This window comes from Pseudomonas sp. N40(2020), from assembly GCF_014472415.1.
Taxonomy (GTDB): Bacteria; Pseudomonadota; Gammaproteobacteria; order Pseudomonadales; family Pseudomonadaceae; genus Aquipseudomonas.
This window is the reverse complement of the sequence record NZ_JACSZV010000045.1, coordinates 1-24,800: the sequence shown is the minus strand read 5'-3', so window position 1 is coordinate 24,800 and position 24,800 is coordinate 1. Positions and strand designations below refer to the sequence as shown.

The following is a 24,800-nucleotide window of genomic DNA, read 5'->3' as shown; positions in this document are numbered from 1 at the left end:
AGAACTTGCCTACACGTAAGAGATATTTGCGCTGAACTAAGTTTCAGCAATGCCTGCAAATTTCTCACGCAATTTATCTAGAGCACGTTTGTAACGCATTTTTGTCGCACTCAAACCCATGTGCATGATGTCTGCGATCTCCTGAAATTCAAGCTCTGCGACAAATCGCAGCACCAGAATTTCGCGGTCAATCGGGTTCACATACACCAGCCAGCGATCAAGCCCGCCCTTCTCCTCGGGTTTCGGCGCCTTTTCTTCGGACGCCTCTTCGAGGGGGTCAAGACTCAATGCGTCCATCAAGCGACGCTTTCGCCGTTCCTTTCGATACTGCGTAATACATTCGTTGTACGTGATGCTGTAGAGCCACGTTTTGAACTTCGATTTCCCCTCGAAGTTCTTCAGGCCGTACAGCACCTTTAACATGACTTCCTGACAGACATCGTCTGCATCGCGATCGTTCCCAAGATATCTCGCGCAGACGTTAAATAATGTTCGCTGGTAACGCCGCATCAGTTCTTCATAAGCGCGAGTTACGTGAAAAAGCTCGGTATGCGAGCGCGCGACCAACTCCTCATCAGAGAGCTCGCGGGGGTCGTAGCGCGTGGATAGCGTATGGGCTTTATTCAAAACAAGTCGTGCCGACAGTCAGGTCAATGTCCGCCGCAACCAGCATCAGCTGGCATTTTGCGGCGGCATACATTAGCAGGGTTTGCCGGGTTAGCGGCTACTCACATGCTGTTCCAGCAGGATCCGATTGGAAAGAGAGACTAGCTCACCCTCATCGGTCAGCAATGTGGTTTTAACCGTGCCGATCTCTTCAATCTGGCCTTCGACCTCGCCAACACGCACTTGTTGCCCAACCTGATACAACTCACGCACATAGATTCCCGCAAGAATCTGACCGGCAATTTCCCGGCTTCCCAAGCCCATGGCCAGCGCAACCGCCAGACCAACGGTAATCAAAACGATGACGATCACATGGTTCAGCAGGTCGGTCTTGACCTCAAGCTGACTGATCGCTACCGAGATGCTGATGATGATCACCAGCCCCTGAGCAATTCGCCCCAGCCCCGAAGCGTAGTCCAGGCCTACGCCCTCTGCCGCCCCGCGAACCAATCCGTTCGCCAGTTGAGCAAGCAAAACCCCCACCAGCAACACCAGCGCGGCGCCGAAAACCTTCGGCAAATACAGCGCCAACATATCCAGCGTAGCTGAAACTCGCTCAAGTCCAAGGGATTCTGCTGCAGAAACCAGGAAAATCAGCAGAACGAACCAGTAGACAATCTTGCCGATCAGGGTCGAGATCGGTACTTGCAGCCCCGCCCGCGACATCAATTTGGTCAGTCCGGTGCCGCCCATCAGGCGATCAAGACCCAGTTTGGCGAGCAGTTTGGACAACAAGGTATCGAGCAGCTTGGCCACGACGAAACCCAACAGCAGCACGACCAGTGCGCCGAACAGGTTCGGAATGAAGTTGGCGACTTTGGTCCACAACGCAGTCATTGCAGTGACGAGGCTCTGAGTCCAGAGATCAAGTTCCATATTCAATCAGCCTTATCAGCAGTGCGAGCGGTAGGTTTACGAAGACGGGAAACCGGCGACACGTGGGCCGATCCGTTATTCAGGGCGATCATCAGCGCGGGCAGCCAGCGGCCCAGCAGACTGAACAGATCACCGGCGCCGACCTGACGGTTGGCGGTTTTGAGTACGCGGCCCAGGCATGCATCGTCGTCGCGGCTGGACGGCGAGGCGTTGAGCATGTCGCGCAAAGACTGTTCAAACGGATCGTGCATACGCACCTCTCGTGATGTCTGTGAAAGACGCGGGCAAATTTGGTCGGGTCACATGCGCCATTTTCAAACCCAGCGCAAACGGCGGAATAACCACCATTGTCCGAACGCCATGGCGAGCACCGTCAGACAGGCGATCAGGAAACCATAAGGGCTGCTCGCGAAGGGAATTCCGCCAACGTTGATGCCCAATAGACCGGTGATAAAACTCATCGGCAAAAAGATGCAGGTGATGATCCCGAAGCGATACATCGTGCGATTCATGCGCAGGCTCAAACGCCGGTCTTCAGCCTCCAGGACAAGCCCCACGCGCTCTCGAGTCAATTCGAGCTCTTCCAGATAGCGGGTCAGACTGTTGTTCAATTCGTTCCAGTAATCGGCGTCGTCATCGACAAACCAAGGCAGTTTTATCCGCGTCAGCTGTCCGAAAATATCCCGCTGCGGCGCGAGAAAACGCTTCAGCCCGGCCGCTCTGCGACGGATGTGCAAAATGGCGCCATGCTCCGGGGTATACCGTTCGTCGGCATCCATCTTTTCTTCTTCCTCATCGGCGATTTCCGAGAGGCAAGTGACCAGATCCTGCACTTTATTAGTGAGCAACTGCGCCATATAAAGCATCAATTCAGAGGAGGTTTTCGGGCCCTTGCCCTCCTCCAGCATCGTCAGCAACTCATCGGTGGCCCGCAGCGGGCGCAAACGCAGAGAAATCACGCGCTGAGCGGAGGCGAAAATCCGCACCGAGACCATGTCTTCCGGCTCGGCGCCCGGATTGAGGTTGACCCCGCGCAAGAACAGCAGCAGCTCGGAGTCGGGCAACGGCAACAGGCGCGGCCGGGTGTTCTCTTCCAGCAGCAGGTCACAGGTAAACTCATTGAGACCGCTGGATTTGCGTAGCCAGGTCTGGGTTTGTGGATGACTGCGATCCCAATGCAGCCACAGGCTTTCATGGGCCTGCAGCTGCAGATCGTCGAGCTCAGTTCGGGCTATCGAACGCGCACCGCCATTACCATCCAGCACCAGGGCATGCACCAGCCCCCATTGCGCGTTTTCTTCCTCGAACATCCTCACCCCTTTGTCGAAAGCTTATTCAGGCATCTTCAGCGGGCTCGGCGAGACGATCACGCCGTTGTTGTCCGCATAGATGTAGTGGCCTGGGTGGAATGTCACGCCGGCAAACGTGACTGCAACGTTGAGATCGCCAATGCCGCGCTTGTCGGTTTTCATCGGGTGGCTGGCCAGCGCCTGAACGCCAAGATCAGTCTGGGCAATGACGTCGACGTCACGGATGCAGCCGTAGATCACCAGCCCTTCCCAACCATTTTTCGCGGCTTTCTCGGCGATCATGTCGCCCAGCAGTGCGCGGCGCAGAGAACCACCACCATCGACCACCAGCACCTTGCCGTTACCCTTGAGCTCGGCTTGTTCCTTGACCAGCGAGTTGTCTTCGAAGCATTTGATGGTCACGATTTCGCCGCCGAACGAATCACGGCCGCCGAAATTGCTGAACATCGGTTCCAGCACCTGCACCAGCTCCGGATAGGCGTCGCACAGGTCAGGCGTGAGGTAATGGTTCATCGAAAAACTCCTGTAAAAAGGAAGACGATCAAGGATGACGCACTCTTTTGAGACGAGTCCCGGCGGTCGCTGTTTACCTTAGTTCATCCCATGGTTGCTGAACGAACCTGAACAAACGCTGAAACGTAATAGCGAAACAGCCACCAAATATGACCAGAACCGCACAATGCGTCATATCTTAGCCGCAAGCTGATCCGAGCGAAATGCCCTTTTCAGAGCCCTCGCCTCAGACCGCAGCAGCCAGATCCGGCTTATCGCCCAGCAACGGTATGTGCTGATCCTGAAGCCAGCGCGCCACCAGTGGCCATACTTCGGCTTGTGCAGCCTTGCTCACCAGCATCTCGACGTGACCGAAATTATCCTTGAAGCCCTGCTCACGCCCCAGATTGATGAATTGCTTGTGCTCGGAACCGATCTGCTCGAACAGTTTGCGACAAGCCCAGGCAGGATCCTGATGATCCCCTGTCGCACTGACCGCCAGCACCGGCACCTGAACATCGGCAAGACCGGCCCACCAATCCTTGTCCTTGTCGCCAAAGCGGCCGAACAGGCCGTACCAACGCATGCTTTCCAGTGCCAGCCCGACAGGCTCGTCTTCCGGGCCGCGCTTGAGGCGTGAACCAGACAGCTGCGCGAAGCGCTTGAGAATGAAGCGACCGCTCCATTCCACCGGCGGAATTTTCAACGGCCAATAGGTGCGGCTCACCTGCGTTCCAAAAAACGCCGCCGAAGCCACCGCCGGCTCGCCCAAGTATTCGCCGCCGAGCGCGGCAGCCAACGTGATGCCGCCCAGCGAATGGCCGATCCAGTGCGGCACCTGCCCGCTCTGCTCACGCACGAATGCGGCAATCGCCGGCAGATCGTAACGGGCGTAGTCGGCAACGCGATTGCGCCGGTACTCCTCGTTGCGCTGTGACAGACCGTGGCCGCGCATCTCCGGAATCCACACATCAAAGCCCAGACGCGCCAGATACGCCCCCAGCCCCAGGCCTTTGGGTGAAAACCAGAAGCGCCGATTGGAAAAACTGCCGTGCAGCAGAATGACCGGCACCCCGCGCACCGCCGGTTCATCGGCCATGCCCAGACGGGTGACGGCGATTTCCACGGACCAGTCCGGGCTGTTGCCGGGTTTCAATCGATAAACGTCTTCGCTCAGATCGCCGCGCCGCTCGGCGCTGATCAGGGCGACAGGAAATAGGTTGCTGCTGCTTTGCATAATGCTCTTGCACAAAAAAGGGCGGCATCCGAAGGCGCTCGCCCTGTTTGAAACACTAAAAGAACCGCTCCGTGTGGGAGCGGCCCGTTCACATACTTATCAAGCCTGCGGCTGGCCTTCGGCGAGGAAGAACCAGGTTTCCAGTACGGAATCCGGGTTCAACGACACGCTTTCGATGCCCTGTTCCATCAGCCACTTGGCCAGATCAGGGTGATCGGACGGGCCTTGACCGCAGATGCCGATGTACTTGCCAGCCTTGTTGCACGCGGCAATCGCGTTGGCCAACAGCTTCTTGACCGCCGGATTACGCTCGTCGAACAGGTGCGCGATGATCCCGGAGTCACGATCCAGACCCAGCGTCAGTTGAGTGAGGTCGTTGGAACCGATCGAGAAACCGTCGAAGAATTCGAGGAATTCTTCAGCGAGAATCGCGTTCGAAGGCAGTTCGCACATCATGATCACGCGCAAGCCGTTCTCGCCGCGCTTCAATCCGTTCTCTGCCAGCAGATCCACAACCTGGCTGGCTTCGCCGAGGGTACGCACGAACGGCACCATGATTTCGACGTTGGTCAGGCCCATCTCGTTGCGCACACGTTTCAGCGCGCGGCATTCGAGTTCGAAGCAGTCACGGAACGATTCGCTGATGTAACGCGAAGCGCCACGGAAGCCCAGCATAGGGTTTTCTTCTTCCGGCTCGTACAGTTTGCCGCCGATCAGGTTGGCGTATTCGTTGGACTTGAAGTCCGACAGACGCACGATGACCTTCTTCGGAGCGAACGCGGCAGCGAGGGTGCTGATGCCTTCAACCAGTTTTTCGACGTAGAAACCGACCGGATCGTCGTAACCGGCGATGCGCTTGTCGACGCTTTCCTTGATTTCCGGCGGCAGGCCGTCGTAGTTCAACAGCGCTTTGGGGTGGACGCCGATCATGCGGTTGATGATGAATTCCAGACGGGCCAGGCCCACACCGGCGTTCGGCAGTTGCGCGAAGTCGAAAGCGCGATCCGGGTTGCCGACGTTCATCATGATCTTGAACGGCAGATCCGGCATGGCATCCACGGAGTTCTTCTTGATGTCGAAGCCCAGTTCGCCTTCGAAGATGTAACCGGTGTCGCCTTCGGCGCACGAAACGGTCACACCCTGGCCATCTTTCAGCAATTGGGTGGCGTTACCGCAACCTACAACCGCCGGAATACCCAGTTCACGAGCGATGATCGCCGCATGGCAGGTGCGGCCGCCACGGTTGGTGACGATGGCGCTGGCGCGTTTCATGACCGGTTCCCAGTCCGGGTCGGTCATGTCGGAGACCAGCACGTCGCCCGGCTGGACTTTGTCCATCTCGGACACGTCCTTGATGATACGAACCTTGCCGGCGCCGATGCGCTGGCCGATGGCGCGACCTTCAACCAGCACGGTGCCGGTTTCTTTCAACAGGTAACGTTCCATGACGTTGGCCTGGGTGCGGCTTTTCACGGTTTCCGGACGGGCCTGCACGATGTACAGCTTGCCGTCGTCACCGTCCTTGGCCCACTCGATGTCCATCGGGCACTGGTAGTGCTTTTCGATGATCATCGCTTGTTTGGCCAATTCGCTGACTTCAGCGTCGCTCAGGCAGAAACGTGCGCGGTCAGCCTTGTCGACATCGACGGTCTTGACCGAACGACCGGCCTTGGCCTCGTCGCCGTAGATCATCTTGATGGCTTTACTGCCCAGGTTGCGACGCAGGATTGCCGGACGACCGGCCTCCAGCGTGCCCTTGTGCACGTAGAACTCATCCGGGTTCACCGCCCCTTGTACAACGGTTTCGCCCAGGCCGTAGGCGCCGGTGATGAACACCACGTCACGGAAACCGGATTCGGTATCGAGGGTGAACATCACGCCGGCGGTGCCGGTTTCCGAACGCACCATGCGCTGCACGCCAGCCGACAGGGCGACCAGTTTGTGGTCGAAGCCCTGGTGCACGCGGTAGGAAATCGCACGGTCGTTGAACAGCGAGGCGAATACCTCTTTGGCGGCGCGGATAACGTTTTCCACGCCACGGATATTCAGGAAGGTCTCCTGCTGGCCGGCGAAAGAAGCATCCGGCAGGTCTTCGGCAGTAGCGGAAGAACGCACGGCTACGGCCACGTCAGGGTTGCCGGCCGACAGCGCGGCGAACGCGGTGCGGATTTCGGCATTCAGTTTTTCGGGGAATTCGGCGTCCATGATCCATTGGCGGATCTGGGCGCCGGTCTTGGCCAGGGCATTGACGTCGTCGACGTCGAGAGCGTCGAGGGCCTGGTGGATCTGGTCGTTGAGGCCGCTCAGTTCGAGGAAGTCGCGATAGGCCTGCGCGGTGGTGGCAAAGCCGCCAGGGACCGACACACCGGCACCTGCCAGGTTGCTGATCATCTCGCCCAGGGATGCGTTCTTGCCCCCCACATGCTCAACATCGTGTTTGCCGAGCTTATCGAGGGAAACTACGTACTCTACCAAGGTGATCTCTCCACTAACTGTGTTGGAAAAGCTCAGAAACCGGCAGCTCGGGGGAGCATTGGCCGGTTGTATGGCCTGGACCTGGAAAATAAGTGAGAATGCGGGCCATTGGCGGCCGGCAAATCGCGCCTATCATATCCAAGATTGATGACTAGCTTAAGGCCCAAGGTGCAAATGAAACGATCTGCTTTCTTTATCTCCGATGGCACCGGCATCACCGCCGAAACCCTGGGTCAGAGCCTCTTGGCGCAGTTCGAAAACATTACCTTCAGCAAATTCACGCGCCCGTACATCGACAGCGTGGAAAAAGCTCGGGCCATGGTACAACAAATCAACAAAGCCGCCGAAACCGACGGCTTTCGCCCGATCATCTTCGACACCATCGTCAATCAGGACATTCGTGAGATTCTCGCGACCTCCAATGGTTTCATGATCGACATTTTCTCGACCTTCCTGGCGCCTCTCGAACAAGAACTGACCGAGCATTCTTCCTACACCGTCGGCAAGTCCCATTCGATCGGCCATAACTCCAATTACATGGAGCGGATCGAGGCGGTGAACTTCGCCCTCGACAACGACGACGGCGCCCGCACCCACTATTACGACAAGGCCGATCTGATACTAGTGGGCGTGTCGCGATGTGGTAAGACGCCGACGTGCCTGTACATGGCCATGCAATTCGGCATCCGCGCGGCCAACTACCCGCTGACCGAAGACGACATGGAGCGCCTGACCCTGCCAGCGGCCCTGCGCGCGCACCAGCACAAACTGTTCGGCCTGACCATCGACCCGGACCGCCTCACCGCTATCCGCAACGAGCGCAAGCCCAACAGCCGCTACTCGAGCTACGCCCAGTGCGAATTCGAAGTGCGCGAAGTGGAAAACCTGTTCCGCCGCGAGAACATCCCGAACATCAATTCCACGCATTTTTCGGTGGAAGAGATCTCGGCGAAGATTCTGGTGGAGAAAGGCGTGGAGCGGCGTTTCAAATAGATTGGCGGGGGCTGGTCTGACGCCTTCGCGAGCAAGCTCGCTCCCACAGGGTTTTGGGATGAATGCAAAATGTGCAGACACCCGAAAAACCTGTGGGGGCGAGCTTGCTCGCAATGAACGATTACGCGGTCTCTGTTAATGCCCGGGCCAGAGCCTCGAAGCCGCCGAGCAACAACCCGTCATCCCCCACCGAATTACACACACTCACCCGAATGAACTGCGGCACCGCCGCATGCCCGACCGCGAACGCCTCGGCAGTCGCCACCAGATAGTTGTTCTCCTTCAGCTCCGCGGCAATCTGCGAAGCGCGCCACAGCTCCGGCACTTGCAGCCAGAAATGCGGACTGTGGATATGTGTCTTGTAGCTCAGCCCCTCCAGCGCCCCCGCCACCCATGCCTTGCGCCGACCAATCTCACTGATCTGCTCATCCAGCAAACGCTGGGCCATGCCGTTTTCGATCCACAGGCTCGCCACTTCCATCGCCAGTGGATTGGCCATCCAGCAGGTGCTGCGAATGGCTGAACTGATACGCCCGAGCAACGCTTGCGGCGCATGTAGATAGCCGACCCGCAACCCCGCCGAGACAGCCTTGCTCAGACTGCCGATCAACACAGAGCGCTCGGGGGCGAAATAACTCAGTGGCAACGGCCGCTGGCGATCCAGTACTGCGTGGGCTTCGTCTTCGAGGATCAGCAGATTGTGCTGGCGACACACCTCTGCAATCGCCTGGCGTCGTGAGACAGACATGGCCGCAGCCGTAGGATTCTGGATCGTCGGCGTGCAATACAGCGCGGATACCCGGTGCTGACGACAAATATCCTCCAGCGCCGAAGGCAACAGTCCTTCGTCATCCATCGCGGCACCCATCAGTTTTATCCCGAGCTGGCGTGCGACGCTGATCAATCCGGGGTAGGACAAATGCTCGGTGACCACCGTGTCACCCGCCTTGAGCAACCCGATCAACGCGCACAACAGACCATGCTGGCCACCGTTGACGCACAGCACCTGATCGGCGTGCGGGACAAAGTCCCCGTGACGCAGCCACTCGGCACCTGCCGCCCGATGCCGTGGCAGGCCACCTTCGGCGGTGTACCCCGTCAACCGCTGCAAGCGGTGCGAATCAACGGCCAGAGTCTGTAGGGTCTGGCTCATGAACGCCGCTTCCTGCCCGGGAATCGGCTGATTCCTACTCATGTCGAAGCAGGCTGGCGGCTCATCGCTGACATTGCGAAAGCCCTTGTCTTGCGGCCGTTCCATTCCGCGCTGACGCACGTAAGTGCCGTCTCCTACACGCGCCACGACCAATCCCACACGCTCCAGTTCGCCATAAGCACGGCTGATGGTGCCGATGGTGACGCCCAGGCTATCGGCCAACAGCCGGTGGGGCGGCAACTTGCAACCCGCCTCAATCACGCCTGCATTAATGGCCTTCTCGACCGCATCCGCGAGGCGCTTGTACTTCACGCCGACGCCATGGGCGAGGCCATCACGGAGGATTGACACCATGGCAATACTTACTTTGACAGTCATTCTTGCCCCGAATAGCGTACTGAAAACAGGTTCAATCAGGGATAGACCTTTTCAGTAACCAGGTCAATTCTGCCGTTCGGAGCACACCGCATGTCCATCGCCCTCAGCACGCCATTGAACACCAGCAAACCCTGGCTCGCCGGGTTGGTCACCAGCGTGTTGTTTCTGATTGTCTGCCTGAGTTGGGGCACTACGTGGCTGGGGATCAAGATTGCCGTGGAAAGCGTGCCGCCCCTGACGGCGGCCGGGCTGCGCTTTCTGATTGCCTTTCCGCTGTTTTTGGGCTTCGCCGCATTACGCAAGGAACCATTGCTGTTCCCCCGGCAGAGTCGCTGGTTCTTTGTGTTCGTCACGCTGTCGTATTTCAGCCTGCCCTACTACCTGCTCAACTATGGCGAAATGCACGTATCGTCCGGCCTGACCGCGCTGCTGTTCAGTTGCATGCCGGTGTTCATCCTGATTTTTTCTGCGCTGTTTCTGCGGGAGAAAATCCACCCAGCGCAAATGCTCGGCATCGCTATTGGTTTCGGCAGCCTGTTCATGATTATCCGCAGTCAGGGCTTGCATCTGGATCAGGCGGAATGGCTCGGTGTCCTGGCGATTCTCGGCGCGGCGCTCCTGCATGCGCTGTGCTACGTGGTGACCAAAAAGCACGGCAGCGCGATCAGCGTGATCACCTACAACACCCTGCCCATCGGCATCGCCGGTGTGATGCTGCTGGTCGCTGGCCTTTCACTGGAAAGCCCGACGTTCGCCACCATCACTCCACGTTCCTGGGGCGCCCTGCTCTATCTAGGACTGGTGGCATCGGTCGGGGGCTTCATCGTCTATTTCGCCCTGCTCAAGCGCCTGAGCCCGGTGCTTCTGTCATTCGTGTTCATCATCTTTCCGGTGTTCGCCGTGATCATTGGCGCCTGGTACGAAGGCACGGAAATTTCTCGGGACCTGATGCTCTATTCGGCAATCCTGCTCGCCGGTTTTGCGATCACCAAGTTGCCTGCCAAGCGCTGAAAAATCATGCATTGAACATCGGAGGTTCAAATGTCGGTACACACCATGGAAACCCTTAGCCTGTTTAACAATGCCCCTTACCAGCGCGATTTCAGCGCCCGGGTGATCGCGGTGGTTGATCAGGCCGTCGTCCTCGAACACACGCTGTTCTATCCCACCGGTGGCGGGCAACCGGGAGACACCGGGCACTTCAGCCTGCCGGATGGCACAAGAATCGACGTGACAGCAACGCTGCGCGATCCCTTGCTGCCATCGATCATCTGGCACAACGTGGCGCAGTGCCCGCCGCAGTTGTGTGTCGGCACACTGCTCAATGCCAGCCTCGACTGGGCGCGTCGTTATCAACACATGAAGATGCACACCTGCCTGCACCTGTTGGGTTCGCTCATCAATGCGCCGGTCACCGGGTGCAGTATCAGCGCAGACAAGGGACGCCTGGATTTCGATCTGCCAGAAATGACCCTCGACAAAGACAGCCTCACCCGCGAACTCAACGCGCTGATCGAGCAGGCCATTCCAGTCACCATTGTTTCTATGCCGGCCTCGGAACACTCCGCTCTGCTGGAAAAAACCGGCAGCAAAACGGTTAACCCACCGGCGATTCAGGGTGAGCTGCGGATGGTTGAAGTGATCGGCATCGACATCCAGCCCTGTGGCGGCACCCACGTGCAAAACACTCGAGAAATCGGCCGAGTGTTCTGCGAAAAGATCGAGAAGAAGAGCAGGACCAACCGCCGGGTGATTCTGCGGTTTGAATGAGCCTTAGATCACGAACAGGTCGACAAAGCGGTTCACCGGGGTCGCCTCAAGCTGCGCCTGATCCTTGCACAGCGCGAAGATCTCGCCGCTGCGCTGTCCGGTGAAACGGGTGGCCAGGTTCGTCTTGAACTTGTCTTCGAGCAACGGAATGCCCTCGGCACGGCGGCGGCGATGGCCGATCGGGTACTCCACCACCACGTTGTCGGTACTGGAGCCGTCCTTGAAAAACACCTGCACGGCGTTGGCAATCGAGCGCTTGTCGGCTTCCAGGTATTCGCGGGTGAAGCGCGGCTCTTCGACGATGACCATTTTTTCGCGCAGCACATCGATGATCGGATGGGCCTTGTGGAAGTCATCTTCGTATTGCTCGGCCACCAGATTGCCGAAGGCCAGTGGTACGGCGGTCATGTACTGGATGCAGTGATCGCGGTCAGCGGCGTTGGCCAGCGGCCCGACCTTGGAAATGATGCGGATCGCCGATTGGTGGGTGGTGATGACGATTTTGTCGATTTCATGCAGGCGATTGCGCACGTGTGGATGCAACGTGACGGCGGCTTCGCAGGCCGTTTGTGCGTGGAATTCGGCGGGGAAGCTGATCTTGAACAGGACGTTCTCCATTACGTAACTGCCGAAAGGGCGCGAGAAGCTGAAGGTACGTTTGTCTTCGGTTTTCAGCGCCAGATCGTTGTTGGTGTGGCTGAACAGCACGTCGTAAAAGCCCCACTGTTTCGCACTCAAAACACCCGGAATGCCCATCTCGCCGCGCATGGCGATGTCGGCCAGTCTCACGCCTCGGCTTGAGGCATCCCCCGCCGCCCAGGACTTTCGCGAACCGGCATTCGGCGCATGACGATAAGTGCGCAACGCCTGACCATCAGCGAAGGCATGAGAGAGCGCCGACAACAGTTGCTCGCGATTGGCGCCCATGAGTTTGGCGGTAACGGCGGTCGAGGCGACTTTCACCAGAATGACGTGATCGAGTCCTACGCGATTGAAGGAGTTTTCCAGGGCGATGACACCCTGAATCTCGTGGGCCATGATCATCGCTTCAAGCACATGACGAATGGTCAGCGGCGCTTCACCGTTGGCCAGACGTTTTTGCGACAGGTGATCGGCCACCGCGAGGATCCCGCCGAGGTTGTCTGACGGGTGCCCCCATTCGGCGGCGAGCCAGGTGTCGTTGTAGTCGAGCCAACGGACGATACAGCCGATGTCCCATGCGGCTTTGACCGGGTCGAGACGATAACTGGTGCCTGGGACCCGCGCGCCAAACGGCACGACGGTGCCTTCGACGATAGGCCCGAGGTGTTTGGTGCATTCGGGAAAACGCAGGGCCAGCAGGCCACAGCCCAAGGTGTCCATCAGGCAATTGCGGGCAGTGTTCAGGGCTTCGGTGGATTCGATTTTGAAAGCGAGGACGTAATCAGCGATGTCCTGCAGGACAGGGTCGTAGTCGGGGCGGTTGTTCAGGTCGACGTTGGCGCTCATGTTCGATTCACTCTTTAAGTGGTTCGTTGATGGGACCTCGGTTCAGGCGATGGATTTTTATTATTGAAATACGTACTCCTGTAGGAGCTGCCGGAGGCTGCGATCTTTTGACTTTGTTTTTTTTAGATCAAGATCAAAAGATCGCAGCCTTCGGCAGCTCCTACAGTGGCGAGGTGGGGTTAGAAAGAATCCCCGGGGACGCGAACATAGCCTTCCATGAGTACCCGCGCACTGCGGCTCATGACCGCTTTCTTCACCACCCACTCACCGTTTTCCAGACTGGCCTCAGCACCCACCCGCAAGGTCCCGGACGGATGCCCGAAGCGCACGGCATTACGTTCAACACCGCCCGCCGCGAGGTTCACCAGCGTCCCGGAAATCGCTGCCGCCGTACCGATCGCCACCGCCGCCGTGCCCATCATTGCATGGTGCAACTTGCCCATCGACAAGGCGCGCACCAGCAAATCAACATCACCGGCGGCAATCGCCTTACCGCTGGACGCCACGTAATCCGCAGGCTTGGCCACGAAGGCGACTTTCGGTGTGTGTTGGCGCTTGGCGGCTTCATCCAGATTGGCGATCAGCCCCATGCGCAAAGCACCGTAGGCACGGATGGTTTCAAACATCTGCAAGGCTTTCGGGTCGCTGTTGATTGCGCTTTGCAGCTCGGTGCCGGTGTAGCCGATGTCTTGGGCGTTGACGAAGATCGTCGGAATCCCGGCATTGATCATGGTTGCCTTGAACGTGCCGACACCCGGCACTTCCAGCTCATCGATCAGATTGCCGGTGGGAAACATCGACCCACCGCCGCCCTCTTCTTCCGCCGCCGGGTCCATGAACTCGACCTGCACTTCGGCGGCGGGAAAGGTCACGCCGTCGAGTTCGAAATCACCGGTCTCCTGCACTTCACCGTTGGTGATCGGCACGTGGGCAATGATGGTTTTGCCGATGTTGGCCTGCCATACACGCACCACCGCGACACCGTTGTGCGGAATGCGACTGGCGTCGACCAGACCGTTGCTGATGGCGAACGAACCGACCGCTGCCGACAAGTTGCCGCAGTTGCCGCTCCAGTCCACGAACGGTTTGTCGATGGAAACCTGGCCGAACAGATAATCGACGTCGTGATCGGACTTGATGCTTTTCGACAGGATCACGGTTTTGCTGGTGCTCGAGGTGGCGCCGCCCATGCCGTCGATCTGCTTGTCGTAGGGGTCGGGACTGCCGATCACCCGCAGCAGCAAGGCATCGCGTGCCGGGCCAGGAATCTGCGCGGCTTCGGGCAGATCCTTGAGGCTGAAAAACACGCCTTTGCTGGTGCCGCCACGCATGTAGGTGGCGGGGATCTTAATTTGAGGTGCGTGAGCCATGGTGCTCCTTCATCGTCAACGCGGGCGTTGAAGCCCGCGAGCACAAAACGTGATTTAAACGGCAACCGCCGACTCTTCGAGGAAGTCCTGGGCGAAACGCTGCAACACGCCGCCGGCCTCGTAGATCGACACTTCTTCAGCGGTATCGAGACGGCAAGTCACCGGCACCTCAACACGCTCGCCGTTCCTGCGATGGATGACCAGCGTCAGATCGGCGCGCGGCTTGCGGTCGCCGATCACGTCATAGGTTTCACTGCCATCGATGGCCAGGGTGTGACGGTCGGTGCCGGGCTTGAACTCCAGCGGCAACACGCCCATGCCCACCAGGTTGGTGCGGTGAATACGCTCGAAACCTTCAGCGGCAATCGCTTCGACACCGGCCAGACGCACGCCTTTGGCCGCCCAGTCGCGGGACGAACCCTGACCGTAGTCGGCGCCAGCAATGATGATCAGCGGCTGCTTGCGTTCCATGTAGGTTTCGATGGCTTCCCACATGCGCATCACTTTGCCTTCCGGCTCGACACGCGCCAGCGAGCCCTGTTTGACCTTGCCGTTTTCCACCACCATTTCGTTGAACAGTTTCGGGTTGGCAAAGGTCGCGCGCTGCGCGGTCAAGTGGTCGCCACGGTGCGTTGCATAGGAGTTGAAGTCCTCTTCCGGCAGGCCCATTTTCGCCAGGTATTCGCCGGCGGCGCTGTCGAGCATGATCGCGTTGGAGGGCGACAGGTGATCGGTGGTGATGTTGTCCGGCAGCACCGCCAGCGGGCGCATGCCCTTGAGCGGCCGAGCGCCGGCCAGCGCGCCTTCCCAGTACGGCGGACGGCGGATGTAGGTGCTCATCTCGCGCCAGTCGTACAGCGGCGTGACTTTCGGGCCGGTGTCCTCGTGGACGGCGAACATCGGGATGTAGACCTGACGGAACTGCTCAGGCTTGACCGAAGACTTCACCACCGCGTCGATTTCTTCATCGCTCGGCCAGATGTCTTTCAAGCGGATTTCCTTGCCATCGACCACGCCCAGCACGTCTTTCTCGATGTCGAAACGGATGGTGCCGGCAATCGCATACGCGACCACCAGCGGCGGCGAGGCAAGAAACGCTTGCTTGGCGTACGGGTGAATCCGGCCGTCGAAGTTGCGGTTACCGGAGAGTACGGCAGTGGCGTACAGATCGCGGTCGATGATTTCTTGCTGGATCACCGGGTCCAGCGCGCCGGACATGCCGTTGCAGGTGGTGCAAGCGAACGCGACGACGCCGAAACCAAGCTGTTCCAGTTCCGTGGTCAACCCGGCTTCGTCGAGGTACAACGCCACGGTTTTCGAACCCGGCGCCAGCGACGATTTCACCCATGGTTTGCGGGTCAGGCCCAGCTTGTTGGCATTGCGTGCGATCAGGCCGGCGGCGATCACGTTGCGCGGGTTGCTGGTGTTGGTGCAACTGGTGATGGCGGCGATGATCACAGCGCCGTCGGGCATTTGCCCCGGCACTTCATCCCACTGGCCGGAGATGCCTTTGGCGGCCAGATCGCTGGTGGCGACGCGAGCGTGCGGGTTGCTCGGGCCGGCCATGTTGCGCACGACCGTCGACAGATCGAAGGTCAGACCGCGCTCGTATTGCGCGCCTTTCAAGCTGTCAGCCCACAGGCCGGTGGTCTTGGCATAGTGCTCGACCAGTTGAACCTGCTGGTCTTCGCGGCCAGTGAGTTTCAGATAATCGATGGTCTGCTGATCGATGTAGAACATCGCGGCAGTGGCACCGTATTCCGGGGCCATGTTGGAAATGGTCGCGCGGTCGCCGAGGGTCAGCGCGGAGGCGCCTTCGCCGAAGAACTCCAGCCAGGCGCCGACGACTTTCTGTTTGCGCAGGTATTCGGTCAGCGCCAGCACCATGTCGGTGGCGGTGATACCTGGTTGCAACTTGCCGGTCAACTCGACGCCGACGCTTTCCGGCAGGCGCATCCACGAGGCGCGGCCGAGCATCACGCTCTCGGCTTCGAGGCCGCCGACGCCAATGGCGATCACGCCCAGCGCATCGACATGCGGGGTGTGGCTGTCAGTGCCGACGCAGGTGTCGGGGAAAGCCACGCCGTCACGCACCTGGATCACCGGAGACATTTTCTCCAGGTTGATCTGGTGCATGATGCCGTTGCCCGGCGGGATCACGTCGACGTTCTTGAAGGCCTTTTTGGTCCAGTTGATGAAGTGGAAACGGTCTTCGTTGCGACGGTCTTCGATGGCGCGGTTTTTCTCGAACGCCTGGGCATCGAAACCGCCCGCCTCGACGGCCAGCGAGTGGTCGACGATCAATTGTGTCGGCACCACCGGGTTGACCTGCGCCGGGTCGCCACCCTGCAACGCAATCGCGTCACGCAGGCCCGCCAGATCGACCAGTGCGGTCTGGCCCAGAATATCGTGGCACACCACGCGCGCCGGGAACCACGGGAAGTCGAGGTCGCGTTTGCGCTCGATCAGTTGTTTCAGGGAATCGGTCAGCGTGGCCGGATCGCAGCGCCGCACGAGGTTTTCCGCCAGCACGCGTGAGGTGTACGGCAGGGTGTCGTAGCTGCCGGGCTGAATTGCATCGACCGCCGCGCGGACGTCAAAGTAATCCAGAGGGCTGCCGGGCAGGTTTTTGCGGAATTCTGTGTTCATCGGGTCAGGACTCGGGTCACGGTAGTTTCAAGAGGTGGAGGCCTTGGCGCCGATCCCCTGTAGGAGCTGCCGCAGGCTGCGATCTTTTGACTTTGTTTTTTAAGATCAAGATCAAAAGATCGCAGCCTTCGGCAGCTCCTACAGGGATTGCGGTTCGTGTTCAGCCCTCACCATTCAGCGGCGTTCGATTGGCACGAACTTGCGCTGTTCGACGCCGGTGTACTCGGCGCTCGGACGGATGATGCGGTTGTTGGCACGCTGTTCGAACACATGCGCGGCCCAGCCAGTCAGGCGCGAGCAGACGAAGATCGGCGTGAACAACTTGGTCGGGATGCCCATGAAGTGATACGCCGAGGCATGGTAGAAGTCGGCGTTGGGGAATAGTTTTTTCTGCTCCCACATGGTCTTGTCGATGGCCTCGGAGACGGGAAACAACACCTTGTCGCCCACTTCGTCCGCGAGTTTTTTCGACCAGCCCTTGATCACCTCGTTGCGCGGATCGTTGTCCTTATAGATCGCGTGGCCGAAGCCCATGATCTTGTCTTTGCGCTCAAGCATGCCGAGGGTGCCCTTGATCGCCTCTTCCGGCGACGAGAAGCGTTCGATCATTTCCATCGCCGCTTCGTTGGCGCCGCCATGCAGCGGGCCGCGCAGCGAACCGATGGCCGCCGTGACGCAGGAATAAAGGTCGGACAGGGTCGAGGCACAAACCCGCGCGGTGAACGTCGAGGCGTTGAATTCGTGTTCGGCGTAGAGGATCAGCGACACGTTCATGACTTTGACGTGCAGTTCGCTCGGCTTCTTGTCGTGCAGCAAGTGCAGGAAATGCCCGCCGATGGTCGGTTCATCACTGACGCAGTTGATGCGCTTGCCGTCATGGCTGAAGCGATACCAGTAACACATGATCGCCGGGAACGCGGCCAGCAGACGGTCGGTCTTGTCGCGCTGTTCGGAGAAGTCTTTCTCCGGCTCGATATTGCCCAGAAACGAGCAACCGGTGCGCATCACGTCCATCGGGTGGGCATCGGCAGGGATGCGTTCGAGCACTTCCTTCAGCGCCTGCGGCAGGTCGCGCAGCTTGCTCAGCTTGCCCTGATAGGCGTCGAGTTGCGCTCGGGTCGGCAGCTCGCCGTAGAGCAACAGGTACGCCACTTCTTCGAATTGTGCGTCTGCTGCCAGTTCACGCACGTCGTAGCCGCGATAGGTCAGCCCGGCACCGGCCTGGCCCACGGTGGACAGTGCGGTTTGCCCGGCGACCTGGCCACGGAGCCCGGCGCCACTGAGTACTTTTGCTTCGGCCATCGTTTTCTCCAATCTTAAATTTGTTAGGGAGTACGGCTGCGGCTTACTTTTTTGCCGCAAACAACGCGTCGAGCTTCTGCTCGAAGGTGTGGTAGTCGATGCGATCGTAGAGCTCCATGCGAGTCTGCATGGTGTCGATGACATTCTGCTGCGTACCGTCGCGGCGGATCGCGGTGTAGACGTTTTCCGCAGCCTTGTTCATCGCGCGGAACGCCGACAGGGGATAAAGCACCAGCGACACGTCGGCGCCGGCCAGTTGCTCAGTGGTGTACAGCGGCGTCGCGCCAAACTCGGTGATGTTGGCCAGAATCGGCGCCTTCACGCGGTTGGCGAACAGCTTGTACATCTCCAGCTCAGTGATGGCTTCCGGGAAGATCATGTCGGCACCCGCCTCGATGCACGCGGCGGCGCGATCCAGTGCCGACTCCAGACCTTCCACCGCCAGCGCATCGGTGCGGGCCATGATCACGAAGCTGTCGTCGGTACGCGCGTCAACAGCTGCCTTGATGCGGTCGACCATTTCCTGCTGGCTGACGATCTCTTTGTTCGGGCGATGACCGCAGCGCTTGGCGCCGACCTGATCCTCGATGTGAATCGCCGCCGCGCCAAACTTGATCATCGATTTGACGGTACGCGCCACGTTGAACGCCGAAGAACCGAAACCGGTGTCCACGTCCACCAGCAGCGGCAGGTCGCAGACGTCGGTGATGCGACGCACGTCGGTCAGTACGTCATCCAGGCCGGTGATGCCCAGGTCCGGCACGCCGAGCGAGCCTGCGGCCACCCCGCCACCGGACAGGTAGATCGCCTTGAAACCGGCACGCTTGGCCAGCAGCGCGTGGTTGGCGTTGATCGCGCCAACCACCTGCAATGGGTGTTCGCTGGCGACCGCATCGCGAAAACGCTGGCCTGGAGTGTTCAGGTTGGAACTCATGACTCACCTCGTTCAGTGGCTGTCTTATTGTGGGTGCCGTCCTGGTAATGACGGGCGATGTTGCGTTTCGAGGCGCCGATGTGACGGCGCATCAACAATTCCGCGAGTTCGCCGTCACGGTCGGCGATGGCATCGAGAATCCGGTGGTGTTCGGCGAAAGCCTGGCGTGGGCGGTTCGGCGTGGTGGAAAACTGGATGCGGTACATACGCACCAGTTGATAGAGCTCGCCGCAGAGCATCTGGGTCAGGGTGCGGTTGCCGCTGCCCTGAATGATCCGGTAATGGAAGTCGAAATCGCCTTCCTGCTGGTAGTAACCGACGCCAGCCTGAAACGCCGCGTCGCGCTCGTGGGTTTCCAGCACCCGACGCAGTTCGTCGATTTCTTCGACGCTCATGCGCTCAGCCGCCAGACGACAGGCCATGCCTTCGAGGGATTCGCGGATTTCGTAGAGTTCGAGCAATTCGGCGTGGCTCAGCGACACCACCCGCGCGCCGACGTGCGGTACGCGCACCAACAGGCGCTGACCTTCCAGACGATGAATCGCCTCGCGCAGCGGCCCGCGGCTGATGCCATAGGTGCGCGCCAGTTCCGGCTCGGAGATCTTGCTGCCCGGGGCGATCTCGCCTTTGACGATGGCCGCCTGAATGCGCCGAAAGACGTTTTCCGAAAGCGTCTCGGAATCGTCGCCAATGATGACCGGGGGATCGAGTTGATTCAGCATTATTGTCGACACCTTGAAATCCAATGCGGCAAAAACTAGCCAATTCGCCCGCATCAGTCAAAGGATAAATAGACATTGTCGACAATCGTCTAATAACCCTCTTCAACAACCCCAAGGGTTATAGACCGGCTCGGGCGCTGGCGCCATAAAACCACCGTGCTAGAATGCCGCCCGCATTTGCTGGCCATTTGTACGGCTTGTCATAAAAAGCTGATAGGCACACGAAGGGCCTTGCGCAAGTTTTTGCCAGGGACCTGAACCGAAAACGGAACGCTGCGCACCAGGATTTATGAGACTCAAGCCTTTCCCCACATTTTTCGCTCTGTTCTGCCTGCCCGGCCTCGCCGCCGCGGGGGAAAAGACCGTGTACGGCCTCAACGAATACGCCGCCCTTGATGGCATCAATCTGGAAGTTGCGGCCAAACTCGACACCGGCGCGAAAACCGCCTCGCTGAGCGCCCGCGACATCAAACGTTTCAAACGCAACGGCGAGTCCTGGGTGCGCTTCTATCTGGCTATCGATGCTGCGCATTCGCACCCGATCGAGCGACCGCTGGCACGGGTCAGCAAGATCAAGCGCCGCGCCGGCGACTACGATCCGGAAGAAGGCAAGAAGTACACCGCCCGCCCGGTGATCGAGCTGGATATCTGCATGGGCACAGCGATGCGCAGCATCGAAGTGAACCTGACCGACCGAAGTGCGTTCAAATATCCGCTTTTGATCGGCTCCGAAGCGCTGAAACGCTTCGACGCGCTGGTCGACCCCAGTCTTAAATACGCTGCCGGCAAACCCGCCTGCACCATCGCCGCTCATACCGCCGAGTAATTTTCATGCGTTCTCTAACCTTCCACCTGAAAATCCTGATCACCATTCTGGTGCTGCTGGGCGTTTCGGTTACGGCCTATCAGATTTTCGTGCTCGGCATCCCCGTGACCGAAGACGCCACCGACGATTTGTGGAACATCGACGCCAAAGTCGAGTTCGTCGCCAGCACCAAGGATCCGGTAAAGATCCAGATGTTCGTGCCGCCGCTGAGCCGCGATTACGTCAGCCTCAACGAGAGCTTCATCTCCAATAACTACGGTGTGGCCGTGAACCGCGTCGACGGCAACCGCAAGGTGACGTGGTCGGCACGCCGGGCCAAGGGCAACCAGACCCTGTATTACCGTCTGGTGCTGACCAAGCGTTACACCGCAGAAAAAACCAAGATCAAAGGCCCGACTTTCCGCGACAGCATGGTTATCGAAGGCCCGGAAAAAATCGCTGCCGAAGCCCTGCTCGCACCGATCCGCCAACACTCGGCCGACGTCGAAACCTTCATCGGCGAGGCGATCAAACGGGTCAACAACGTCAACGACGACAACGTGAAACTGCTGCTGGCCGGCGATACATCGACGCCGCACAAAGCCAAAATCGTCGAATTGCTGCTGTCCATCGCCCATGTCCCGGTGGAAAAAGTCCACACCATCCGCCTCGTCGCGGACCAGCCACAAACCCCTGAACTCTGGCTGCGCAGCTTCAACGGCAATGACTGGCTGTACTTCAACCCGGAAACCGGCGAACAGGGCCTGCCGACTGACCGCCTGCTGTGGTGGACCGGTGATGAGAACCTGATCACCGTCGACGGCGGCAAGAAGGCCAACGTGACCTTCAGCCTGAACAACAGCGAGATGAACGCGATTCGTCTGGCCAAGCTGACCGACGAAAACACCGACGCCAACTTCCTTGAATACTCGTTGTATGGCCTGCCGCTGCAGACCCAGCAGACGTTCATGATCATGGTGATGATCCCGATCGGCGTGCTGGTGATCCTGATCCTGCGCAACCTGATCGGCCTGCAGACCCTCGGCACGTTTACCCCGGTGTTGATCGCCCTCGCCTTCCGTGAAACGCAGTTGGGCTTCGGCATCCTGCTGTTCACCGTGATCACGGCGCTGGGCCTGTCATTACGCTCGTACCTGGAACACCTGAAGCTGCAAATGCTGCCGCGACTCTCGGTGGTACTGACCTTTGTCGTGGTGCTGATTGCCGCGATCAGCCTGTTCAGCCATAAGCTCGGCCTGGAGCGCGGTCTGTCGGTGGCACTGTTCCCGATGGTGATTCTGACCATGACCATCGAACGCCTGTCGATCACCTGGGAAGAGCGCGGTGCCAGCCATGCGATGAAAGTCGCCATCGGTACGCTGTTCGCTGCGTCCCTGGCGCACCTGATCATGACCGTGCCGGAACTGGTCTACTTCGTGTTCACCTTCCCGGCGATCCTGCTGATTCTGGTGGGTTTCATGCTGGCAATGGGTCGCTATCGCGGTTACCGCCTGACCGAACTGGTGCGTTTCAAGGCGTTCCTGAACAAGGCTGATCACTGATGTTCGGTTTCTGGAAGACCTGGAAGGCCCTGGAAGCCCTGGGCATCATGGGCATCAATCGGCGTAACGCCGACTATGTGCTCAAGTACAACAAGCGCAGCCTGTACCCGATCGTCGATGACAAGATCATCACCAAGGAACGCGCCATCGCAGCCGGCATTCACGTGCCGGAACTGTATGGCGTGATCTCCACCGAGAAGGAAATCGACAAGCTCGGCGAGATCATCGGCGGGCGTAGCGACTTCGTGATCAAACCGGCCCAGGGCGCCGGCGGTGACGGCATCATCGTGATTGCCGACCGGTTCGAGGGACGCTACCGCACGGTGTCGGGCAAGATCCTTGCCCACGAGGAGCTGGAACATCACATCTCCAGCATCCTCACCGGCCTGTATTCGCTGGGCGGCCACCGCGATCGCGCACTGATCGAATACCGCGTGACCCCGGATCAGATCTTCAAAAGCATCAGCTACGAAGGCGTGCCGGACATCCGCATCATCGTGCTGATGGGCTACCCGGTGATGGCGATGTTACGCCTGCCGACCCGCCAGTCCGGTGGCAAAGCCAACCTGCACCAGGGCGCCATCGGTGTTGGTGTCGACCTGGCCACCGGTCTGACCCTGCGCGGCACCTGGCTGAACAACATCATCACCAAACACCCGGACACCACCAACGCGGTGGACGGCGTGCAACTGCCCTACTGGGACGGTTTCATGAAACTCGCCGCCGGCTGTTATGAGCTGTGCGGATTGGGTTACATCGGTGTCGACATGGTGCTGGATCAGGAAAAGGGCCCGCTGATTCTTGAGCTCAATGCGCGGCCGGGGCTGAATATTCAGATCGCCAATGACTGCGGGCTAACGCTGCGCACTCATGCAGTGGAAGCGCGGCTGGAAGAGCTGAAGGCACGTGGGGTGACGGAGTCGGTTGAAGAGCGGGTGGCGTTTACTCAGGAGATGTTTGGGCATATTCCGCCCGTCGAAGGCTGATCCGCGACCGAGTCGCGGCCTTCGCGAGCAGGCTCGCTCCCACATTGGAATGCATCCTCCTGTGGGAGCGAGCCTGCTCGCGAAAGCGGCTCCCCAGCCACCCCAAGGCTCAACCCTGTCGCCAATCTGCCAATCCCCGACATCCCCTCTAGGAGCGACTCCCGCAGAAGACTACAATCCCCACCCCGCTTCAACGGCCGATCTGCCCCGCCCATGTTGACCTGTTCCGTACACCCGCTGCCCTACCGTGCCAATCCCGCCGACTACTTCGCGGCAATCCGCAACGCCCCCGGCGCCGTGCTGCTCGACAGCGGCCGACCGAGTGCCGACCGTGGCCGCTATGACCTGCTCAGCGCCTGGCCGCTGGAACAACTGGCGGTCTTGCCGGACGAAACCGGCAGCCATTTCCTGCAACGTCTGCGCGACCATCTGGGCCGTTTGGGCGAAGCGCAACTCCCTGACGCTTATGAGCTGCCGTTCGCCGGCGGGCTGATCGGTTATCTGAGTTATGACTTCGGCCGGCATCTTGAGAGTCTGCCGAGTCAGGCGCGGGATGATTTGCAATTGCCGGATGCGCGGTTCGGGCTGTATGACTGGGCATTGGTCAGCGATCACCAGGCCGGCACCAGCCAATTGGTGTTTCACCCATCGGTTGACGACAGTGAAAAACAGCGGTTGATCGCACTGTTCGCTCAGCCCATTACTGGCTCACTGATACCGTTCAAGTTAAACACCCCGATGACCGCCGATCTCTCGGCCGACGATTACCGTCAGGCGTTCGAACGTATCCAGCATTACATCCAGGCTGGCGACTGCTACCAGGTCAACTTCGCCCAGCGTTTCCGCGCGCCATGCCAGGGCGATCCATGGCAGGCCTATTGCGCACTGCGCGAAGCCTGCCCGACGCCATTTTCCGGCTTCCAGAGTTTGCCCGACGGCGGCGCTGTGCTGAGTCTGTCACCGGAGCGTTTCGTCAGAGTCAGCCAGCGCCAAGTCGAAACCCGCCCGATCAAGGGCACCCGCCCCCGTGGCCTGACGCCCGCCGAAGACGCCGCCAACGCCGCCGAACTGCTGGCCAGCCCCAAGGATCGCGCGGAAAACCTGATGATCGTCGACCTGCTGCGCAATGACCTCGGCCGCACCTGCCGCATCGGCTCGGTGCGGGTGCCGGAGCTGTTCAGCCTGGAAAGCTATCCGAACGTGCATCACCTGGTCAGCAGCGTCACCGGCGAACTGGCGCAGGATCGCGATGCGCTGGACCTGATCGCCGGCAGCTTCCCCGGCGGCTCGATCACCGGTGCGCCGAAGATTCGGGCGATGCAGATCATCGATGAGCTGGAGCCGACCCGGCGGGGATTGTATTGCGGATCGTTGCTGTATCTGGACGTACGCGGCGAGATGGACAGCTCCATCGCCATTCGCAGTCTGTTGGTCAAGGATGGGCAGGTGTGCTGCTGGGGTGGCGGCGGGATTGTCGCGGATTCGGACTGGCAGGCTGAGTATCAGGAGTCGATTACCAAAGTGAAAATCCTCCTTCAAACCCTGCAAAACCTCTAAACGCCCCCCCCTGTAGGAGCTGCCGCAGGCTGCGATCTTTGCCTTTAAAGATCAAAAGATCGCAGCCTGCGGCAG

The 24,800-nt window shown here is 59.5% G+C and carries 21 protein-coding genes; 7 read left to right on the top strand and 14 right to left on the bottom strand.

What is annotated here, in order from left to right; genetic code table 11:
- Positions 1-36: 36 nt before the first annotated feature.
- From sigX to ppsA, 7 genes are all read right to left on the bottom strand, one after another.
- On the bottom strand, positions 37-627 hold the full coding sequence (sigX, locus tag IAI51_RS23580; RefSeq protein WP_166222309.1) for an RNA polymerase sigma factor SigX: 591 nt from the start codon (positions 625-627) through the stop codon (positions 37-39).
- Between the two features lie 90 nt (positions 628-717).
- On the bottom strand, positions 718-1,542 hold the full coding sequence (locus IAI51_RS23575; protein ID WP_007916401.1) for a mechanosensitive ion channel family protein: 825 nt from the start codon (positions 1,540-1,542) through the stop codon (positions 718-720).
- 2 nt (positions 1,543-1,544) lie between these two features.
- Complete coding sequence (locus IAI51_RS23570; protein WP_008076827.1) at positions 1,545-1,793, bottom strand: hypothetical protein; 249 nt, start codon at positions 1,791-1,793, stop codon at positions 1,545-1,547.
- 63 nt (positions 1,794-1,856) lie between these two features.
- Positions 1,857-2,852, bottom strand: a complete 996-nt coding sequence (locus IAI51_RS23565; RefSeq protein WP_187680655.1) for a zinc transporter ZntB — start codon at positions 2,850-2,852, stop codon at positions 1,857-1,859.
- A 21-nt stretch (positions 2,853-2,873) separates the two neighbouring features.
- Positions 2,874-3,365, bottom strand: coding sequence for a ribonuclease E activity regulator RraA (gene rraA, locus IAI51_RS23560; RefSeq protein WP_008061717.1), 492 nt, complete (start codon positions 3,363-3,365; stop codon positions 2,874-2,876).
- Positions 3,366-3,591: 226 nt separating this feature from the next.
- Positions 3,592-4,581: an alpha/beta fold hydrolase gene (locus IAI51_RS23555; protein WP_187680654.1), complete on the bottom strand. Its 990-nt coding sequence runs from the start codon at positions 4,579-4,581 to the stop codon at positions 3,592-3,594.
- Between the two features lie 99 nt (positions 4,582-4,680).
- Entirely contained in the window at positions 4,681-7,056 is a 2,376-nt protein-coding gene (gene ppsA, locus IAI51_RS23550; RefSeq protein ID WP_187680653.1) for a phosphoenolpyruvate synthase, read from the bottom strand.
- Between the two features lie 174 nt (positions 7,057-7,230).
- Here ppsA and IAI51_RS23545 point away from each other — a divergent pair, with 174 nt between their 5' ends.
- Entirely contained in the window at positions 7,231-8,049 is an 819-nt protein-coding gene (locus tag IAI51_RS23545; protein WP_008076822.1) for a pyruvate, water dikinase regulatory protein, read from the top strand.
- Between the two features lie 121 nt (positions 8,050-8,170).
- Here IAI51_RS23545 and IAI51_RS23540 read toward each other — a convergent pair whose 3' ends face one another.
- Complete coding sequence (locus tag IAI51_RS23540) at positions 8,171-9,580, bottom strand: PLP-dependent aminotransferase family protein (protein ID WP_187680652.1); 1,410 nt, start codon at positions 9,578-9,580, stop codon at positions 8,171-8,173.
- Positions 9,581-9,670: 90 nt separating this feature from the next.
- Between IAI51_RS23540 and IAI51_RS23535 the strand changes: the two genes are divergently transcribed.
- Together IAI51_RS23535 and IAI51_RS23530 are read left to right on the top strand one after the other, a co-directional pair.
- Positions 9,671-10,591, top strand: coding sequence for a DMT family transporter (locus IAI51_RS23535; protein WP_187680651.1), 921 nt, complete (start codon positions 9,671-9,673; stop codon positions 10,589-10,591).
- 30 nt (positions 10,592-10,621) lie between these two features.
- Positions 10,622-11,350 carry an alanyl-tRNA editing protein gene (locus IAI51_RS23530; protein WP_187680650.1) on the top strand — a complete coding sequence of 243 codons (729 nt, stop codon included), beginning with the start codon at positions 10,622-10,624 and terminating at the stop codon, positions 11,348-11,350.
- Between the two features lie 3 nt (positions 11,351-11,353).
- Here the strand turns inward: IAI51_RS23530 and prpD are convergent, their stop codons facing one another.
- From prpD to IAI51_RS23500, 6 genes are all read right to left on the bottom strand, one after another.
- Positions 11,354-12,838 carry a 2-methylcitrate dehydratase gene (prpD, locus tag IAI51_RS23525; protein ID WP_187680649.1) on the bottom strand — a complete coding sequence of 495 codons (1,485 nt, stop codon included), beginning with the start codon at positions 12,836-12,838 and terminating at the stop codon, positions 11,354-11,356.
- A gap of 179 nt (positions 12,839-13,017) precedes the next feature.
- On the bottom strand, positions 13,018-14,208 hold the full coding sequence (prpF, locus tag IAI51_RS23520; RefSeq protein WP_187680648.1) for a 2-methylaconitate cis-trans isomerase PrpF: 1,191 nt from the start codon (positions 14,206-14,208) through the stop codon (positions 13,018-13,020).
- 54 nt (positions 14,209-14,262) lie between these two features.
- Positions 14,263-16,857 carry a Fe/S-dependent 2-methylisocitrate dehydratase AcnD gene (gene acnD, locus IAI51_RS23515; protein ID WP_187680647.1) on the bottom strand — a complete coding sequence of 865 codons (2,595 nt, stop codon included), beginning with the start codon at positions 16,855-16,857 and terminating at the stop codon, positions 14,263-14,265.
- A 174-nt stretch (positions 16,858-17,031) separates the two neighbouring features.
- Positions 17,032-18,159, bottom strand: coding sequence for a 2-methylcitrate synthase (gene prpC, locus IAI51_RS23510; protein WP_187680646.1), 1,128 nt, complete (start codon positions 18,157-18,159; stop codon positions 17,032-17,034).
- A gap of 43 nt (positions 18,160-18,202) precedes the next feature.
- A complete protein-coding gene (gene prpB, locus IAI51_RS23505) occupies positions 18,203-19,093 on the bottom strand; it encodes a methylisocitrate lyase (protein ID WP_095047757.1) in 891 nt (296 codons plus the stop codon).
- Positions 19,090-19,812 (bottom strand): GntR family transcriptional regulator, encoded by a 723-nt coding sequence (locus IAI51_RS23500; RefSeq protein ID WP_187680671.1) that lies wholly within the window; start codon positions 19,810-19,812, stop codon positions 19,090-19,092. Before IAI51_RS23500 ends, prpB begins: the two co-directional genes overlap by 4 nt.
- Positions 19,813-20,104: 292 nt before the next feature.
- Between IAI51_RS23500 and IAI51_RS23495 the strand changes: the two genes are divergently transcribed.
- The 4 genes from IAI51_RS23495 to pabB all read left to right on the top strand — a co-directional run bounded on the left by IAI51_RS23495 (position 20,105) and on the right by pabB (position 24,725).
- Positions 20,105-20,641, top strand: a complete 537-nt coding sequence (locus IAI51_RS23495; RefSeq protein WP_187680645.1) for an ATP-dependent zinc protease — start codon at positions 20,105-20,107, stop codon at positions 20,639-20,641.
- A gap of 5 nt (positions 20,642-20,646) precedes the next feature.
- A complete protein-coding gene (locus IAI51_RS23490; protein WP_187680644.1) occupies positions 20,647-22,182 on the top strand; it encodes an inactive transglutaminase family protein in 1,536 nt (511 codons plus the stop codon).
- Positions 22,182-23,168: an alpha-L-glutamate ligase-like protein gene (locus IAI51_RS23485; protein WP_187680643.1), complete on the top strand. Its 987-nt coding sequence runs from the start codon at positions 22,182-22,184 to the stop codon at positions 23,166-23,168. Before IAI51_RS23490 ends, IAI51_RS23485 begins: the two co-directional genes overlap by 1 nt.
- A gap of 213 nt (positions 23,169-23,381) precedes the next feature.
- Positions 23,382-24,725, top strand: coding sequence for an aminodeoxychorismate synthase component I (gene pabB, locus IAI51_RS23480; protein WP_187680642.1), 1,344 nt, complete (start codon positions 23,382-23,384; stop codon positions 24,723-24,725).
- Positions 24,726-24,800 lie beyond the last annotated feature (75 nt).

What these genes read in the sequence shown, in the direction of transcription:
- acnD (WP_187680647.1), bottom strand. Translation starts at nt 16,857, where the DNA reads ATGAACACAGAATTCCGCAAAAACCTGCCCGGCAGCCCTCTGGATTAC.
- rraA (WP_008061717.1), bottom strand. Translation starts at nt 3,365, where the DNA reads ATGAACCATTACCTCACGCCTGACCTGTGCGACGCCTATCCGGAGCTG.
- prpD (WP_187680649.1), bottom strand. Translation starts at nt 12,838, where the DNA reads ATGAGCGCCAACGTCGACCTGAACAACCGCCCCGACTACGACCCTGTC.
- IAI51_RS23555 (WP_187680654.1), bottom strand. Translation starts at nt 4,581, where the DNA reads ATGCAAAGCAGCAGCAACCTATTTCCTGTCGCCCTGATCAGCGCCGAG.
- pabB (WP_187680642.1), top strand. Translation starts at nt 23,382, where the DNA reads ATGTTGACCTGTTCCGTACACCCGCTGCCCTACCGTGCCAATCCCGCC.
- IAI51_RS23535 (WP_187680651.1), top strand. Translation starts at nt 9,671, where the DNA reads ATGTCCATCGCCCTCAGCACGCCATTGAACACCAGCAAACCCTGGCTC.
- prpC (WP_187680646.1), bottom strand. Translation starts at nt 18,159, where the DNA reads ATGGCCGAAGCAAAAGTACTCAGTGGCGCCGGGCTCCGTGGCCAGGTC.
- IAI51_RS23490 (WP_187680644.1), top strand. Translation starts at nt 20,647, where the DNA reads ATGCGTTCTCTAACCTTCCACCTGAAAATCCTGATCACCATTCTGGTG.
- IAI51_RS23530 (WP_187680650.1), top strand. Translation starts at nt 10,622, where the DNA reads ATGTCGGTACACACCATGGAAACCCTTAGCCTGTTTAACAATGCCCCT.
- prpF (WP_187680648.1), bottom strand. Translation starts at nt 14,208, where the DNA reads ATGGCTCACGCACCTCAAATTAAGATCCCCGCCACCTACATGCGTGGC.
- IAI51_RS23540 (WP_187680652.1), bottom strand. Translation starts at nt 9,580, where the DNA reads ATGACTGTCAAAGTAAGTATTGCCATGGTGTCAATCCTCCGTGATGGC.
- IAI51_RS23485 (WP_187680643.1), top strand. Translation starts at nt 22,182, where the DNA reads ATGTTCGGTTTCTGGAAGACCTGGAAGGCCCTGGAAGCCCTGGGCATC.
- IAI51_RS23565 (WP_187680655.1), bottom strand. Translation starts at nt 2,852, where the DNA reads ATGTTCGAGGAAGAAAACGCGCAATGGGGGCTGGTGCATGCCCTGGTG.
- prpB (WP_095047757.1), bottom strand. Translation starts at nt 19,093, where the DNA reads ATGAGTTCCAACCTGAACACTCCAGGCCAGCGTTTTCGCGATGCGGTC.
- IAI51_RS23575 (WP_007916401.1), bottom strand. Translation starts at nt 1,542, where the DNA reads ATGGAACTTGATCTCTGGACTCAGAGCCTCGTCACTGCAATGACTGCG.
- IAI51_RS23570 (WP_008076827.1), bottom strand. Translation starts at nt 1,793, where the DNA reads ATGCACGATCCGTTTGAACAGTCTTTGCGCGACATGCTCAACGCCTCG.
- IAI51_RS23495 (WP_187680645.1), top strand. Translation starts at nt 20,105, where the DNA reads ATGAGACTCAAGCCTTTCCCCACATTTTTCGCTCTGTTCTGCCTGCCC.
- IAI51_RS23545 (WP_008076822.1), top strand. Translation starts at nt 7,231, where the DNA reads ATGAAACGATCTGCTTTCTTTATCTCCGATGGCACCGGCATCACCGCC.